Here is a 16,581-nt window from a genome sequence, read left to right on the forward strand (position 1 = left end):
CGCTTGGGCCGGTGTAATCGGCCATGCTGAGCGTGCGGTGGTTGATCGCTTCCTCGCCGCTCTCCACGGCGACGAGGGCCGCCGCCATCAGCAAGTGCGCCAGTTCGCCGATGGTGCCCTCGCTGCGTGTGAGCAGGTAGCGGGCCATGTCCAGCGTGGCAATCGACGAGGGTCGCCGCAATGGAAGCGAAGCGGCGAAGCTGGCCAGCAGTGAGCAGCAATCGTCGTTGGCCTCCCACACCGGCAGCATCATGGGCTCGAAGCGGTTTTCCAATTGGTCATCCGAGCGGATGGCCAGGTAGGCGTCGCGCGTGCCGACCCCGACCAATGGGATGCGCAGCTCATTGCCGAGGAAGCGCAGCAGGTTGAGAAATTCCCGCCGGTTGACGCTGTTGCCGGCCAAGACGTTGTGCAGCTCGTCGATCACCAGCATGCGCACGCCGACCTTGCGCAGCAGTGCCAGCGCCAGTTGCTCCATTTCCGGCAGCCGTGGGCGCGGGCGCAATGGTGCCCCCATCGCGGCAAGTAGCGCGACGTAGAAGCGGATCACCGACGGTTCGGACGGCATCTGCACGACCAGCACCGGCATGTGTTCCTGGTCCGCGTCGGAGCTGGCCGGATGCGTGCGCCGGAATTTCTCGATGATCATCGACTTGCCGTTGTTGGTCGGGCCAACCAGCAGCAGGTTGGGCATGCGTTGCTTGTTTGGCCACGCATACAGGGTTTCCAGCCGGTTCAGCGCCTCGACCGCGCGCGGGTAGCCGATCCAGCGGTCGGCGCGAAGGCGCTGGATGCGCTCGTCCGCCGGCAGCCGAGCCAGCCCCTGTGCCGCTGGCAGCAGGTGTGACAAGTCGATGATGGGATATTCGTCCACGGCTACCACTCCTCGATCTGGTCGAACGGTTTGGCCGGAGGCAGGTTGTCTGCCTGCGGATCAGCAACGTCCGTTTTCGGCGGAATCGGCTTGTCCGGCGGAGGCGATGCCTTGAGGTGCTGGCGTCGATCCGCGTCGCGCCGCGCCTTGCGCGTGGCCTTCTGTGCGGTGGTCACGATCTCGCGCATCTGCCCGATCATGCGGAACAGCGCCGACTCATCCACCTGTTCGCGTCCCTGCTGCCGCAATTTCGTCAGCGCCTGCCGTTGTTCCCAGAGGGTGACAGCCGGGTGCGACAAGGTACGGTAGGGGATTTCCAGGTAATGCTGCCCCTCCGGTTCCAGCACCCAGATACGGCTGATGTCACGCGGGTCGCGCCGGATCAGGAAAGCGGGCAAGCGGTCGCGTCGTGCGATCCACGGTTTGAGCGCATCGGCGTAGTAGTGAATGTGGTCGATGACAAAGCCGGTGCGAGTCAGAGTACGGCGAATGATGGGCAGGAAATCGACCAAAAAAGCCAAGGCGCGGGTGACGACAGCCGGTACACCGACACGCGCCACGGCTTCTGACCAGCGCGCCGCCGGCGGCTGAAGCAGGCCGTTGTGCACAGAGCCGTGATAGGTGCCCACCGCCAACGTGAGCCAGCGCTCCAGCTCACGCAATGTCAGGGCGGCCTTGTTTTCGGAATCGTAGTCCCCGCGCTGGTCAGGGTTGGAGAAGGTCGTCCCTGGCAATTCATCGTGGATCATCTGCATCGCCGTACCGATGATCCGTTCCACGATGCCGCCGTAGTGCGGCTGCCCTGGCGGACGATAGTCCAACCGGATGCCGTGCTGCTCGCAGCCACGGCGCAGCGCCTCGCTCTTGAACTCGGCCGCGTTGTCCAAGTAGAGCAGCCTGGGCTTGCCGCTCATCGGCCAATCCATTTCTATATTCAGACCCTCCAGCCAGGGACGCTTGTCGCAGGCGACATGCACAAGGCACAGGCCGACCGAAACAGATGACGGCGCTTCCAGCGTGACGACCATGCCGAGCACGCAGCGGGTAAACACGTCGATGGCGATGGTCAGATACGGACGGCCAATCGGTTGCCGGTCGCGCTCGTCCACCACGATCAGGTCGATGACCGTGTGATCAATCTGCACTTGTTCCAGTGGCGCGGTCACGGCGGGAGGCTCACCACCGACACCTTGCAGGCTGCGGGACGCATCCTGACCTTCCCGGCGGCGAGTGGCCTTGAGCGGGTCGAGGCCGGCGATCCGCAGGGCCAAAGTGTTGCGCGCCGGCACCCGTAGCTTTTGCGCTTTGCAAGCCTGCGCGACCTCGCGGTGGAACGCCGCCAGGCTACGCTTCTGCTTGGTCAGGAAGCGCTTTTGCAGCAACTCGCGGATGATGCGCTCAACTGATTCCGGCAAGCGTCCCTTGCCTTTTCCGCCGCCGGACTGGCCGGGAACCAGGTCCGTCACAAACCCAGCACCTTGCCGGGCACGCCGGATCAGGACATACACCTGCCGCCTGGATAGGCCCAGCGCTTGAGCAGCGGCATCGGCGGCTTCATGCCCAACCACTTCAAGCGCTGCCAGCGGCCCGATGATTTCGGTCCGGTGCCGGGCCTGTGCCCATGCCGCATCGGGCAGGGTGGCCACGCCCTGCTCGGCAATTGGTAATGTGTCTGACGCCATGCTCACACCTCGCTTTGGTGCACACGAGTATTGAGCATAGTCGAGATTGGTGCAGATGACTTCTGATATTGCGTGGTCAGGAGCCGACTGCACACCTGGCGTTACGCCCCGTCAATTGGTGCAGTCGTCTTCTGAAAATGACACCGGACGGCATCGGCATGGAACTCTGTGCCAGCGCGGGCAGCGCAAGCGCCGAGCAAAGCACGGCGGCGAATGCCATACGTGGGGTTTTCATGGTGTTTCCTTTCATGGGTAGGACTGGTAAATCGTGGCGCTCGCATCCTTGAGAACGAGCAGCACATTGAATGGATCTCTTCGTCCGCGGTACGCCGGGCCATCCATCCCCGGCGAACCGCGCGGCATGCCGACCACGGCCAGACCGATGGCATCGGGCCGCTCCTGCAGCAGCCGTTGAATCTCCCGCAGCGGCACATGTCCCTCCAGGACATAGCCGGCAGCGCTCGCGGTGTGGCACGCGCGGTACTTCAGCGGCATGCCCAGACGCGCGCGCGCCTCGGTGTTGCCGCCGTCGTGGACCGTGACCTCAAAACCGCCGCGCTCCAGATGCCTGACCCAAGCCTCGCAGCACAGGCAGCCACGCCCCCGCCAGACCTCGACAGCCGGCGAAGCCGCCGTGGCCCACATCGGGGGAATGGCCAGGGCGATCACCGTCGCCGCGCTGAAGCGGCGGCGAAGCGGATTCATCGAGCCACCCCTTTTCCTGCCGCCGCCCTGCAGGCCTTCATCTCGGCATCAAAGCGCTGCTGGCGCAGCTTGTTCTCGTAGGGTGTGGTCTGCGGGCGTGGACCGTGGTCGAGGGGCAGGACCAGCTGTTTGGCCGCGCATTGCTCCATGGGACTGAGCGCGGCGGTCTGGGCGTCGTCTCGCCAGCCGGGCCCGGCACAGGCGCTCAGGCCCGCGCCCAACGCCACGGTCCCGGCCGAAAACATGAGCAGTTTTCTCATGACGGGGTGCCCCGCACCCCTGCAGCGATGCAATGATGAAATCGTCTCCATGATGGACTCCTGTGATTGATCAAACGGTGGAACGGCTCTAGCTGCGACCTTCGCCGTTGATCAATCGAGCCACCGGCAGAACGCGATGCGCACCGGCAGTCGCGGTCGCCAGCCTCCGGTATCTGTGAACACAGTGGTGTCGGCAACCGAGGTCGCGTGTTCCTGCCGCGCCGCCGTTTCCCGTGGCCCATCCTCTGCGCCGACGCCGTTCGCCCCCGGTCCGGGGGCCGCGTCGCACTGCGCACAAGGCATGTCGTCCAATGCCTTCGGCATCGGGTGCTGTGCCCCCTCCAATACCGGTGCCGTCGCCGACGCCACCATTGGCCGCCCGTCGGCAACGCGTCCCATGGATGCCTGGCTCGCGCCGCAGAAGAGCGCGAGAAGCAGACAGGCGCCAATGCAGGCAAGCCGATGGCCACGGGACTCACTCGGCGGCATGGCCTCGCCTCCAGAAACCGGGTTTCGCGGCACGCTTCTCGCGCTTCTTGCGGATCAAGAAATAGACAGCCGGGATCACGAACATGGACAGCAAAGGCGCGGTCACCATGCCGCCCACCATCGGCGCCGCAATGCGTTGCATCACCTCCGAGCCCGTGCCGGAACCCCACATGATCGGTACTAGGCCCGCCAGGATCACGGCCACCGTCATCGCTTTAGGGCGCACGCGCAGGACCGCGCCTTCGCGGATCGCGTCCAGCAGGTCGTCGTTGGTGGTCATCCCTTCCGCGATGCGATCGTCCCAAGCGTGCTTGAGATACAGCAGCATGATCACACCGAACTCGGCGGCAACGCCGGACAAGGCAATGAATCCGACCGCACCGGCCACCGACAGGTTGTAGCCGAGCAGGTACAGCAGCCAGATCCCGCCGACCAACGCAAAAGGCAGGGTGGCCATGAGCAAAAGGGCTTCGTCGAAGCGCTTGAAGGTCAGGTACAGCAGCACGAAGATGATCAGCAGCGTGAACGGCACGACGATCTTCAGCTTCGCGGTGGCGCGCTCGAGGAACTCGAACTGCCCGGACCAGGAGACCGAGTAGCCCGGCGGCACCTTGACCTGCTCGGTGACGGCACGCTGCATATCGTGCACCGCGGACCGCAGGTCGCGGCCGCGGATGTCCACGTAGATCCAGCCGGACAGGCGCGAGTTCTCGCTTTTGAGCATCGGCGGTCCGTCGACCACCTCGACCTTTGCAATGTCGGACAGCACGATGCGGGCGCCGCGGTCGGTCACGATGGGGAGCTGGCGCACCCGTTCGACCGAGTCACGGACCTCGCGTGGGTAGCGCACGTTGATCGGGAAGCGGGACAGTCCTTCGACCGTCTCGCCGATGTTCTCGCCACCGATCGCCGACGCGACGATCGACTGCACATCGGCGACGTTCATGCCAAAGCGCGCCGCGGCATCACGGTCGATCTTGATGTCGACATACCGGCCGCCAGACAGGCGTTCGGCCAGCGCCGAGGAGACCCCTGGCACAGTTTTTACGACGCGCTCGATCTGCGCGGTCACCCGGTCGATCTCCGCCAAGTCGGTCCCCGCCACCTTGACGCCCACCGGGCTCTTGATGCCCGTGGCCAGCATGTCGATGCGGTTGCGGATCGGCGGCACCCAGATGTTGGACAGGCCCGGCACCTTGACGATGCGGTCGAGCTCTACGACCAGCATGACCTGGGTCATGCCGGCGCGCCACAGATCGCGCGGCTTGAACTGGATGGTGGTCTCGAACATCTCAAGCGGCGCAGGGTCCGTGGCCGACTCGGCACGGCCGGCCTTGCCGAACACGGTCGCCACTTCCGGAACCGTCTTGATCAAGCGGTCCGTTTGTTGCAGCAACTGGGACGCCTTGCCCGCCGAGAGTCCCGGCAATGCCGACGGCATGTATAGCAGATCGCCTTCGTCCAGCGGCGGCATGAACTCGCCGCCGATGTGCTGCAGCGGCCACAGGCTGGCCACCAGAATCACTGCCGCCGCGGCGATCGTCAGCTTGGGCGCTCTCAGCACCGCATCCAGGAGCGGGCGATACACAGCAATCAGGAATCGATTCAGCGGGTTCTTGTTCTCATCCGGAATCTTGCCGCGGATCAGGTAGCCCATGAGGACGGGAATCAGCGTCGCGGACAACCCTGCGGCCGCTGCCATCGCATAGGTCTTCGTGAACGCCAGCGGCGAGAACAAGCGGCCTTCCTGCGCCTCCAGCGTGAACACCGGAATGAACGACAGCGTGATGATCAGCAGCGAGAAGAACAGCGCCGGGCCGACTTCGGCCGCCGAATCGCCGATCACCCGCCAATGCGCCTCGCCCTTTAGCTCTTCATCGGGGTGCTCATGGTTCCATTTTTCGATGTGCTTGTGCGCGTTCTCGATCATCACCACCGCCGCGTCGACCATGGCGCCAATGGCGATCGCAATGCCACCCAGGGACATGATGTTGGCGTTCACGCCCTGGTACCGCATCACAATGAAGGCGGCAAGGATTCCGATGGGCAGTGAAACGATCGCGACGAAGGCCGAGCGCAGGTGAAAGAGAAAGATGAAGCACACCACCGCCACGACGATGAATTCCTCGATCAACTTGTGCGTGAGGTTTTCGACGGCGCGCTCGATCAGGTTCGACCGATCGTAGGTCGGCACGATCTCCACGCCCTTCGGCAGGCTCGCCTGCAGGCTCTTGAGCTTGTCCTTCACGGCGTCGATCGTCTCCAGGGCGTTCTTGCCGGAGCGCATCACGATGACGCCGCCCGCCACTTCGCCTTCGCCGTCGAGTTCGCCGATGCCGCGCCGCATCTCGGGACCCATCTGGATGCGGGCCACGTCGCCCAGGCGCACCGAGACGCCCGCATCGGTCGTCATCAGGGGAATTTTGCGGAAGTCGTCCAGGGTCTTCAGGTAGCCGGAGGCCCGCACCATGTACTCGGCCTCGCCCAGCTCGAGCACCGAGCCGCCGCTTTCCTGGTTGGCCTTTTGGATGGCCTCGACCACCTTGCTGTGCGTCATGTTGTAGCCACGCAAGCGGTCCGGATCGAGCACGACCTGGTACTGCTTGACCATGCCCCCGATCGACGCGACTTCGGCCACGTTGGCGACGGTCTTGAGCTCGTATTTCAGGAACCAGTCCTGCAGCGCCCGCAATTGAGAGAGGTCGTGGTTGCCGCTGCGATCCACCAGGGAGTACGAATAGACCCAGCCCACCCCGGTGGCGTCCGGCCCCAGGGCCGCCTTCGCGCTCGCCGGCAGGCGCGACTGCACCTGGTTCAGGTACTCCAGCACCCGGGAGCGCGCCCAGTAGAGGTCGGTGCCGTCCTCGAACAGCACATAGACGAACGAGTCTCCGAAGAATGAGAATCCCCGGACCGTCTTGGCGCCCGGCACCGACAGCATCGTCGTCGTCAGCGGATAGGTGATCTGGTTCTCGACGATCTGCGGCGCCTGCCCCGGGTAGGTGGTGCGGATGATGACTTGCACATCCGAGAGGTCCGGCAGCGCATCGAGCGGCGTGCGCATCAAGGAGTAAACGCCCCAGGCGCTGACCATCACGGTGGCCAGCAGCACCAGGAAGCGGTTGACGATCGACCAGCGAATCAGCTTGGCGATCATTGCTTCTTCTCCGAGGAGCCCATCGGCATCGTGTCCTTGGCGGCGGGTCCAGGCGCTGGCATGGCCGGCATTCCCGTCCCAGCGGGTTCGATCCGCGTCAGCACCGGCAGGCCTGCCTGGTTCATCTGGAACGCGAAGTTCACGCTCTGACCGGGCTTCAAGCCCTGCGGCAGACCGCCGGCCGGCTGGCCGAAGTCCATCGTCATGGCCCCCCACTGCATCGAGGGGATCGGCTCATGCGACAAGGAGACGGCGTCCTTGCCGATGGCCTCGACCTTGGCCTTGCCCGTGTGCTCCACGGCGGCTGCGGCGGCACCGCCGCTGGGGGGGCCTGCCGTCTTGCCGGCGTCCTCCATGCGCGTGGTCGTCCCTCTGAGGCTGGCCTCGGAGTCGATCAGGAACTGGCCGGAGGTCACGACCTTCTGGCCGGCTTGCAGGCCGCGCTTGATCTCGGTCTGGCCGTTGGATTCGTTGCCGATCTCGACGTCCACGGGTCTGAACTTGCCATCGCCTTCGGCGACCATGACGACCATCCGCCGGCCGGTCTGGATGATCGCCTCGGTCGGGACCATCAGCCCTTGCTCGACGTCGGCGTTCAGCGCGACGCCCACGAACATGCCCGGTGAAAGTTGACTTTGCGGATTGGCCAGTTCGATGCGGGCCTTGATCGTGCGCGTGGCCTGGTTGACCTCCGGCAGGATGGCCTGCACCTTGCCCTTGAACACTTTGCCCGGAAGTGCGGGCGAACGCGCCTCCACGGTCGTTCCGGGACGCAGCAAGGCGGACTGGCTCTCCGGCACGTCGGCGTTGGCCCACACCGTCGACAGGCCGTTGATGCGAAACAGCGTTGCGCCCGGCATGACCGTCATGCCCTCGCGCGCCGTCAATTCGACGATCACGCCACTGGTCGGAGCGACCAAGGTGATGCGCGGTTGAACCCGGCCGGCACGCTCGACAAGCCCGATCTGGTCGTCCGTCATGCCCACCTGGCGCATGCGCTGGCGCGCGCCGTCGACGAGCACGGCCAGATCGGTTCCCCGCATGCGGCGCACCGAGAGAAATTCCTCCTGCGCGGCCACCCAGTCCGGCACGTACAGTTCGGCGAGCGGCTGGCCCTTGCGCACCGGGTCCAGCGTCGCGCGAACGTACAGCTTCTCCACGAAGCCCGTCGAACGGGCCTGCACGAACGCCTGGTCTCGCTCGTTGAAGGCGATGCTGCCGGCAGCTTCCACGCGCGGCGTCATCTCCCCGCGCGCAACCTCGGCGGTACGGATCCCGAGGTTCTGCTGCACGCGAGGACTGACACCGACCGTGCCCTCGTCGCCGGACGCGTCGGCATAGACGGGCACCAGCTGCATGTCCATGAAAGGCGATTTGCCCGGCTTGTCGAACTTCTGGCCTGGCACCATGGGGTCGTGCCAATAGAGGACTTTGCGCCCGGTGGCGGGGTCGATCTTGTCGCCCGAAGCGCCCGCCGCAGCGGCCGTCGGCGCTGTAGCGCCGTCGCCGCCATGGCGCTTGCCGAGCGCATAGAGCCCGTAGCCACTGGCGCCGAGCACGCCGGCGGCCACCAGTCCGAGCACGAGGGATTTGAGTTTCATGAAAATTCTCCGGTGTTCAGGACTTCAAGGCACGGTGGCGGTCGCCACATGGCCTTCGGGGATCAAGTAGTTCAGCTGCGCCCACAGGCGCGCGGCCTCCATTTCGAGGCGGATGCGTTCCATCCGGACATCGATCTCGTTGCGGCGCGCTTCGAGGACCCCGTAGAGCGGCGCCACGCCGCCTCGGTAGGCGGCAATCGCCGCCCGTGTCCGCTCGGCGGCCAGGGGAATGAGCGAGTTGTCGTAGCGGGCCAGGCGCTCGCGATCGCTTTGCCATTCCTGCAGCATCGCCATCGCCTCGGACACGTGGCTGCGGGTCGCTTCCTCGCGTTCGGCGCGCATGCGCTCGACCATGGCCAGCTTGGCGGACAGCTCGCGGTCCTGCCGGTTCTTCTGGTCCCACTGCAACGGCACCGACAGGTTGACCGACACCATGTTGGAATAAGCCGAACCGCGCTGGCTGTACATCAGCTCCACCGTCCAGTCCGACTTCTTGTTGGCGCGCGCCATCTGCGCCTCGGCCTGCGCCGTTTCCTCCTGCTTGAGCATCAGCTGAATCTGCGGGTGGTGCGCCAGCCGCGACTCAAGGTCCTGGGGAGAAAGGGGAACCTGGTCGATCGTCGGCAACGGCCCCAAGGGTGAGGTGGCCGGTGCGCCGACCCAGCGCGCGAGCGCGGTCGTGGCGGTCGCGATCTGGCGATCCGCCTGGACGATGCGGTCCTCGATTTGCGCCACCGCCGAGCGGGCCGCGAAGACGTCGGCCTGATTGCCTTTGCCGCCGCGGTAGACGGCATCTGCCGCCTCGATCTGCAGCTTCGCCTCGTCGCGCTGTTGCGACAGCACCTCGCGCGCGCGCTCCTGAAAATAGCGATCCAGCCAGGCGGCCGCAGCGCCAGCTTGCAGTTTCGTCAGCGCCAGGGTGCGGCCGGCGTCGGCCGCTTCGGCTTCCTTCTCGTAGCGCGCCGAGCGCGCGCTCAACTTGTCGCTGCGCGTGAACTCCTGCATCACGCCCACGGAACGCATGGTCATGAAGTCGCGCGTCAGGCTGAAGCGGTCTTCGCCGTTCACCGGCAGATTGCTGATGCCCGCGCGCAGCACGGGATCGGGCCGCTGGCCGGCGGCAACGGCCATTTCGCGGGACGCCGTCGCGAGGGCATCCTGGGCCACCAACTGCTGCGAACGGTCTTGCGCCAGGCGCAGCGCGTCCGGCAGTGCCAGAGCACCGGCACCTGGCGTCTGAGCGTACACGCTGGCGCCGAGCGCCATGGCGAGCAGCACGCCCGCCAAGGATTGGCGGATCGCCGGCCGGCTCCGCGGTGCAAAGGCAGCTTGATTGTGAAACATGAACCAATCTCCAAACAATGAGGGGCGTCGTTCTTCGGCCCTCTGTCGCCATGCCATAGGCAAGCGTCGAGAGGCCGAACCGGCGCGACAAGCATAGGCCGCAGGCCCAGGCTCAGCTCGCTATTCGAGGGAGATCAGGTTCGCAGGCAGCAGTGCACTATCGCGTGCGGTGGGGCCGCCGCCTGCAGGAGCAATCCGGGCGCGTAATAGGCAGCCTCGGCAGTGGGCGTCGCTGTGGACAGCGTGACGCTGTACAGCGCCGTGAGAAGCGCCGGTGCAACGGCCGGACTCGGGGTGTGGTCGGCGCTTTGCTGACCCTGTTTGCAATGCTCGGCGCAGAGGTTGGCAGCCTGGGGATCGACTTCGCCGCAGTCCGCCGGCATGGTTCGTGAGGCGTCGCTCACCATCATCGGACCGGATTGTTCCAAGCGATCGGCATCCGCAGGAACCGCAGCTTGCACCCGCGACTGCGTGCCTGCGCCCACAGGCATGGTCAGGTTCGGGCAAGCGTACGCCGCAATGGCCATTTGCGCGAACAACAGAACGCCGATCATCATGCGGATGACCGGATGCCGGAGTGAGCGCAAAGTTCTCATCTCCATGTGCCCGCGCGCCGACCACGCAGGTTGTCGCGTCGTTCATTCAAGTCGCCCGCATGACCCGCATGCGGCGCAGCGACAGCCGCGGCCACGGCGCCTCCCGTGCCAACGCCCGAAGCGGCAGCAACTTTGCGGATGGCGCGGGCGCAGGTTGTCACGATGAACTCTTGATTGAAACGACGTTGTTTGTGTCGATGCGACATTATGCGGGGACTTGGCAGGTGTCAATTGGTCCGGCTGCTTGAGCCGTGCGCCATTTCGTGTGCCGTTGTGGGCTCCCCCATGCTTTGGGCCTGGTCGCGGACTATTGCCGCACGATCTCCACGATGAACAGCGTGCCGTTGGTCTTTTCGGCCTTGAACCGGACCTTGTCGCCGGTGCTCAGGTTTTTGAGTTGCGAGCGCTCTGACACGCGAAAGAGCATGGTCATGCCGGGCATGCCGAGGTTCTCGATGGGGCCATGCGCGATCAGCACTTTGCCCTGGTCCCAATCGATGCGCTGGACCTGACCGGACGAATAGGATTCGCCACCAATCGGCCTGACGTACGAACTTGCAGTCCGTGCTGTCTGAATGTTGGCGTCGATCGGCGCAGCGCCAGCCGCTTGCGTTGCGATGGCAAGGGCCAACATCAATGTCGAAGAGCAAACAGCGTATTTTTTCATACATGTGGATCCTTCACCGTTTGGCTGGCGGCAGCGCATGTGGCCGACCCCCTGTTGTCCGGCGAGGACCGAATTGGTCACATTGCGCTGCCGCGGTCGATCGCAGCAATGGCGGCCTCGAATCAGGTTCTCAGTCGAGCTTGCGGACGGACCCTGTGGTGGCCGTCACGCCCTTGTGCTTGATGTCTTCCACCAGCGCGGCGAACTCGGGACTGGCGCGCCGCCGTGCGTAGTCGGCCGCGGCTCGTTGATAGACGGGCCGCGAGAGGTCGGCGCCGGTCTCTCCCAGTTGCGCGGCAGCCAGGCCAGATCGCATCCAGATCATCGTGTCGGCTTGCACCGCCGCACGGCTGTTGCCCGAGACGCCGACGATCGCACGCGGATTGCCCTGGGGATAGCCCTGGTCCGGCGCGGTCTGGAGCCAGCGCTGCGTATCGGCCGTGACGGCCGCACGGCTCGCGGAAGCGGTCAGGGGCGCAGGCCGAGGGTCGCCCTCGGCATAGTTGCCGGCGAAGACGGGGCCTGCGATCGCGGTCAGCAGGATGGCAAGTGCCAGGGGGGACTTGAGAGAGCGCTTCATTTGGGGTCCTTTGGTGAAGAGTGCGGTTGGGTTCTCCGGCCGAGGTGAGTCCGACGGTGCTGCGGTTCATCCCTTTCGGTGCAATGGACTGTATGAAGGCGGCGGCGGCGCCGCTCTGACCGAATGATTACGGTTCTGTCATCAAGTGCCTGCCTCTACCGCATCAGGTACGCTGCACGCCTGTGTGCATCCCTATCAGGACTTTCGCATGGCCAGCATCGAACGCACGGCATACCCGCGGTTTCCGAGGACCCTGACGCTCAAGGATCTGCAGGCGTCGTTCACGCCGAGGCCCGAGGAAATCGAGTGGGCGCAGCGAAATTCGCGAACGCTGGAGCGTCGCCTGGCGTTGCTCGTGCTGCTCAAATGCTTCGAGTTCCTGCGTCACTTTCCGGCGCTCGAAGCCATTCCTGTCGAGCTCGTCGAGCATGTTTCAGCCACTTTGGGCATGGCACCGACCGAGAGGATCGAGTTCGCATCGCTGGCCACGCTGTATCGCCACCACAAAGCGATACGCGAACTGCTCGGCGTGAAGCCCTACACCGATGGGCAGACACGCAAGCTGACCATCCAGATCGCCCAGCAGGCGGCCGGCATCGTGGAAACCCGCGTCGACATCATCAACATCACGATCGAGGAATTGGTGCGATTGGGCTACGAGCTGCCGGTCTTCCGCACACTCGACGAAATAGCCGAGCAGGCGCATTCAGCTGCCGAATCTGCCTTGCACAAGCGAATCACCCAACGCCTGACCCTGGCTCAGCGAAACTGGCTTGATCGATTGCTGGCTGCCGAGCTTCCTGCTCGGCGCACGCTGTACAACCAAATCAAGAGGTCGGCAAAAAAAGCCTCGCGCAAGCATCTCGATTTGCTGCTGGACCAGTTGACCTGGCTTGAGTCCTTGCCCGACAGTGATGCGTTGCTCGACGGCGTGCCGGCGACCAAACTCAAGCACATGGCCGACATGGCAGCGGCGCTCGACGCGGGCGACATGAAGGATCTGCTGCCTGCCAAGCGCTACACGCTGATCCTGGCCTTGATTCGTCAGATGCGCGTGAGGGCGCGCGACGACGTGGCCGAAATGTTCATTCGCCGTATTGGAGCCATCCACAAGAGCGCCAAGGAGGAACTGCAGGTGATCCAGGCACGCCAGCGTGAGCTGAGCGAGGAGCTGGTCGCCACGCTGGAGCAGGTGCTGGAGATCCTCGCCGAAAACCTGGATGACGCGAGTACCGGGCAACGCGTGCGCGATCTGCTCGCTCCGCACGGCAACCTGGACCAACTGAGGATGGACTGCGAGGCCATCCGCGTGTGGAGCGGCGGCAACCACCTGCCGTTGATCTGGAAGGCCTTCAGCAGCTGGCGCGCGGCGATGTTCCGGATGGCGAAGGCACTGCGTTTTGAGGCGGCCACCCAGGACCGCAATCTGCTCGATGCCCTGAGGTCGTGCTGGCCAACGAACACCGCAAGGTCGAGTGGATCGCAGACGACCTGACGCTGTCGTTCGCCTCCGAGCGCTGGCGCAAGCTGGTGCGCCGTTCGCATGGGCTGGGCCCTCCGACAAACCGGCGCTATCTGGAGGTGTGCGTATTCAGCTATCTGAGCGGCGATCTTCGCTCGGGCGACGTGTGCATTGAAGGCTCGGAATCCTTCGCCGACTATCGCGCACAGTTGCTTCCCTGGAAGGAGTGCGAAGCGCTCCTGCCGACGTACTGCGACCGGATCGGCATACCGGCGACGGCGATTGATTTCGTCGACGGTCTCAAGCAACTGCTCACCGAAACGGCGGCAAAAGTCGATGAGGAGTTCCCGCAGCATGCGGGTGACGTGGTGATAGGCAGCACCGGCGAGCCGACCCTGCGGCGCGTTGCCGCGCGCGAGGTGCCGGCGTCCGCCATCGCTTTGCACGCAGCCATCGAAAATCGCACGGTGCCGCGCAACCTACTGGATGTTCTGGCCAACATCGAGCACTGGACTGGGTTCACGCGCAACTTCGGTCCGCAGTCAGGCGACGATCCCAAGCTGCGCAACGCGCGTGAGCGCTACTTGCTGACCGTGTTCGCGATGGGCTGCAATCTCGGGCCCAACCAAGCGGCGCGCCATCTGTCCAACGGCGTGACGCCGCATCAGCTGTCGTATGCCAACCAGCGCCACATGAGCCTGGACCAGTTGGACAACGCCTGCCGGGATCTGACCGAGCTGTACCTGCGCCTCGAGTTGCCCAAGCTGTGGGGCGAGGGCAAGAAGGTAGCGGCCGACGGCACGCAGCACGATTTTTACGACCAGAACCTGTTGGTAGGCATGCATTTCCGGTACCGGCGCATGGGCGCGGTGGCTTATCGGCATGTGGCCGACAACTACATCGCGGTGTTCCGCCATTTCATACCGCCAGGGGTACTTGAAGCGGTCTATGTCATCGAGGGCCTGATGAAGGCGGGCTTGCGCGTGCAGGCCGACACGGTGTATTCGGACACCCACGGTCAGTCGGAAACTGTCTTCGCCTTCACGCACCTGGCGGGTATCCAGCTGATGCCTCGCATCCGAAACTGGAAGGATCTGCGCTTCTACCGACCCGAGAAAGGCACGCGTTACCGTCATGTCGACCGCCTGTTCAGCGACGTTGTGGACTGGAAACTGATCCGGGACCACTGGCGGGATCTCATGCAGGTGGCCATCTCGATCCAGGCCGGACGGATCGCCTCGCCGATGCTCTTGCGTAAGCTCAGCCAGGAAGGGCGGCACAACCGGCTCTTTGCCGCGGCCCGCGAGCTCGGCCGCGTGCTGCGCACCGTCTACCTGTTGCGCTGGATCTCCAGCAAGGAGATGCGCCAAGAGGTCAGCGCCACGACGAACAAGATCGAGTCGTACCACGCATTCACAAAATGGCTGGACTTCGGCGGTGACGTGATCAACGAGAACGATCCAAACGAGCAGCAGAAACGGGTGCGCTTCATCGACCTGGTGGCCTCGTCGGTGATCCTGCAGAACACGGTGGACATGATGCGGGTTTTGCAGGAGATGTACGCCGACGGGGAGCCGGTGTCTGCGGCCGACGTGGAATACCTGAGTCCGTACATGACCTCGGGCATCAAGCGTTTCGGCAACTATCACCTCGACCTGAAACGGCCACCGGAGCCTTGGGTCAAGGAGTCGCAGTTTCGGGAAGCGGCCAAGCGCGCGCGAGCCGCGGCCGCGGAGGCGCAGCGCGCCAGCCAGAAAGGAGCAGGCACATGAGCGATCTGGACGACGTCACCATCGTCACGGCCTATGGCCGACTGGACCGGGCCGCGCTGACGCGCGCGCAAAGTAGCTACGACACGGCAGCACTGCTGAACGCGGTGGAGGAGTTGGACAGGATTGTTGGGCATGCGCGAGGGCAGGATGGCCTTCGGGACATTCTGCTGCGTCTGCACAGCATGGCCCACGCTGTGATCAACGGAGCAGGGTTGTCAGTCTCCACGAGCCAAGAAAACCTACCGGAGCTAGCCTTCGATGCGACTGCGGAGATTCTGCAAACGATCTCTGCGCTGCAAAGGTGGGTGAAGCTAATCGAACCGTTGGAGAGCCTTCAGCCTCGCGATTGAGCGACGAAATCGCATAAAAGGTTTTGACTAAATAACCTGAGGGCTTATGAGTCAACACTGGCTTTATCCCGGCTTGCCCGCCGGACGACACAGCCGCTTCGACGAACTGCACTTCGGCGCGAGCTGGGAGGAACTGGTCCGCAACGCGGACAGCTTCCCCAGCTCCAACACAACCGTCGGGCTCGGCCGCAGCTTCTCGTGGAATCAATGGGCATTGGTCAATGGCGTCGTCGACGACAACTTCGTTGTTCGTCGCTCCGAGAGAGAACGATTCCTTGCCATGTCGGACTCGCTGCGCGGTCCTGACAACGCGCTCGATGCGCGCCTTATCTCGATCGCGCTCGACGACACGCCGACTTCAGACGCCGGCGAACAGTTCGAGCTCGCCCTGGACTGAAAAAAGGCCGCCCGGATCTGGCATCGCCGGAAACGGCGATGAAGTACTCCCGCTCGAGCACCGCCAGAAATGGCGGTGCAGGTCCCTTCCCCGTCGACCATCGCCGCACTTGGCGATGCGGCACCAGAGCCCACGACCAGGCGCGCAGGGCGCGCAAGCAGGCGAAGCCGTCTTCCGCGAAGCGGGTTGCCCCAGGTGTTGACGGCCCGCAGGGCGGGCCGCTGCCCTGCACTCGCAGGGCATTGCCCAGCGCCGCACTCGCGGCGTGTACCGCCACCCCTTCCGGGCTGGCGGGCGTCGCCCGCGCTGCGGGTGTCGTGTGAAACGCAGTTCGCATCGGTCGTGGTCGCCCGTGGTTGATCTGCTGCCCGGTCCGTCTGGGTTCGACGCATAGCCCTGTCCAGCACGGCGCCGGGTATCGCTTCGCTCGCGTACTCGCCCGGTCCCTTCGGGCATGCGGCCTCTGTGCGCGCCCCTCTGCCGTGCCGGCCAGGTCTCTTTTTGCGTCAGACGGCTCCGAACAGCAGATTTTCTCAACCACCAACGAGGGCACCACCATGACCGACACGAACGCACACAACACCCCCACCGCCAGCAACGCCCCACAAGCGCAGTTCCTCGCACCCCAGACTCACCAAACAGCAG

The 16,581-nt window shown here is 64.6% G+C and carries 14 protein-coding genes and 1 pseudogene; 4 read left to right on the forward strand and 11 right to left on the reverse strand.

Features of this window, described 5'->3' with window-relative positions; translation table 11 throughout:
* The 9 genes from ACT6S0_RS20650 to ACT6S0_RS20690 all read right to left on the reverse strand — a co-directional run.
* The coding region (locus ACT6S0_RS20650; RefSeq protein WP_444765669.1) for a TniB family NTP-binding protein at nucleotides 1–874 on the reverse strand (874 nt) is incomplete at its 3' end.
* 2 nt (nucleotides 875–876) lie between these two features.
* Complete coding sequence (locus ACT6S0_RS20655) at nucleotides 877–2,520, reverse strand: transposase (protein ID WP_425513009.1); 1,644 nt, start codon at nucleotides 2,518–2,520, stop codon at nucleotides 877–879.
* Between the two features lie 112 nt (nucleotides 2,521–2,632).
* Nucleotides 2,633–2,791, reverse strand: a complete 159-nt coding sequence (locus tag ACT6S0_RS20660; RefSeq protein ID WP_444765670.1) for a hypothetical protein — start codon at nucleotides 2,789–2,791, stop codon at nucleotides 2,633–2,635.
* An 11-nt stretch (nucleotides 2,792–2,802) separates the two neighbouring features.
* The gene (locus ACT6S0_RS20665; RefSeq protein ID WP_260668632.1) at nucleotides 2,803–3,261 is read right to left on the reverse strand and encodes a DUF411 domain-containing protein; all 459 of its coding nucleotides are present in this window, start codon (nucleotides 3,259–3,261) and stop codon (nucleotides 2,803–2,805) included.
* Nucleotides 3,258–3,521, reverse strand: coding sequence for a hypothetical protein (locus ACT6S0_RS20670; protein WP_260668633.1), 264 nt, complete (start codon nucleotides 3,519–3,521; stop codon nucleotides 3,258–3,260). Before ACT6S0_RS20670 ends, ACT6S0_RS20665 begins: the two co-directional genes overlap by 4 nt.
* 475 nt (nucleotides 3,522–3,996) lie before the next feature.
* Nucleotides 3,997–7,167, reverse strand: a complete 3,171-nt coding sequence (locus tag ACT6S0_RS20675; RefSeq protein ID WP_444765671.1) for an efflux RND transporter permease subunit — start codon at nucleotides 7,165–7,167, stop codon at nucleotides 3,997–3,999.
* On the reverse strand, nucleotides 7,164–8,768 hold the full coding sequence (locus tag ACT6S0_RS20680; protein ID WP_260668635.1) for an efflux RND transporter periplasmic adaptor subunit: 1,605 nt from the start codon (nucleotides 8,766–8,768) through the stop codon (nucleotides 7,164–7,166). Before ACT6S0_RS20680 ends, ACT6S0_RS20675 begins: the two co-directional genes overlap by 4 nt.
* Before the next feature lie 24 nt (nucleotides 8,769–8,792).
* Nucleotides 8,793–10,046, reverse strand: a complete 1,254-nt coding sequence (locus tag ACT6S0_RS20685; protein WP_444765673.1) for a TolC family protein — start codon at nucleotides 10,044–10,046, stop codon at nucleotides 8,793–8,795.
* 200 nt (nucleotides 10,047–10,246) lie between these two features.
* Nucleotides 10,247–10,669, reverse strand: coding sequence for a hypothetical protein (locus ACT6S0_RS20690; RefSeq protein ID WP_260668637.1), 423 nt, complete (start codon nucleotides 10,667–10,669; stop codon nucleotides 10,247–10,249).
* Between the two features lie 20 nt (nucleotides 10,670–10,689).
* On the opposite strand from ACT6S0_RS20690, the gene ACT6S0_RS20695 reads away from it, so the two are divergent.
* Nucleotides 10,690–10,956, forward strand: a complete 267-nt coding sequence (locus ACT6S0_RS20695) for a hypothetical protein (RefSeq protein WP_298706225.1) — start codon at nucleotides 10,690–10,692, stop codon at nucleotides 10,954–10,956.
* A 59-nt stretch (nucleotides 10,957–11,015) separates the two neighbouring features.
* Here the strand turns inward: ACT6S0_RS20695 and ACT6S0_RS20700 are convergent, their stop codons facing one another.
* Both ACT6S0_RS20700 and ACT6S0_RS20705 read right to left on the reverse strand, forming a co-directional pair.
* Nucleotides 11,016–11,375, reverse strand: a complete 360-nt coding sequence (locus tag ACT6S0_RS20700; RefSeq protein ID WP_260668638.1) for a copper-binding protein — start codon at nucleotides 11,373–11,375, stop codon at nucleotides 11,016–11,018.
* Between the two features lie 130 nt (nucleotides 11,376–11,505).
* Complete coding sequence (locus ACT6S0_RS20705) at nucleotides 11,506–11,955, reverse strand: hypothetical protein (protein ID WP_260668639.1); 450 nt, start codon at nucleotides 11,953–11,955, stop codon at nucleotides 11,506–11,508.
* 208 nt (nucleotides 11,956–12,163) lie between these two features.
* Here ACT6S0_RS20705 and ACT6S0_RS20710 point away from each other — a divergent pair.
* From ACT6S0_RS20710 to ACT6S0_RS20720, 3 genes and pseudogenes are all read left to right on the forward strand, one after another.
* Nucleotides 12,164–15,189 (forward strand): annotated as a pseudogene (locus tag ACT6S0_RS20710) (Tn3 family transposase).
* On the forward strand, nucleotides 15,186–15,539 hold the full coding sequence (tnpC, locus tag ACT6S0_RS20715) for a Tn3 family transposase post-transcriptional regulator TnpC (protein ID WP_260668641.1): 354 nt from the start codon (nucleotides 15,186–15,188) through the stop codon (nucleotides 15,537–15,539). The pseudogene ACT6S0_RS20710 and the gene tnpC overlap by 4 nt, the downstream one beginning before the upstream one ends.
* Before the next feature lie 46 nt (nucleotides 15,540–15,585).
* Nucleotides 15,586–15,936, forward strand: a complete 351-nt coding sequence (locus tag ACT6S0_RS20720) for a hypothetical protein (RefSeq protein WP_444765672.1) — start codon at nucleotides 15,586–15,588, stop codon at nucleotides 15,934–15,936.
* Nucleotides 15,937–16,581 lie beyond the last annotated feature (645 nt).

The sequence above is a fragment of the Roseateles sp. genome (genome assembly GCF_052436255.1).
In the GTDB taxonomy this organism is placed as follows: domain Bacteria; phylum Pseudomonadota; class Gammaproteobacteria; order Burkholderiales; family Burkholderiaceae_C; genus Pelomonas.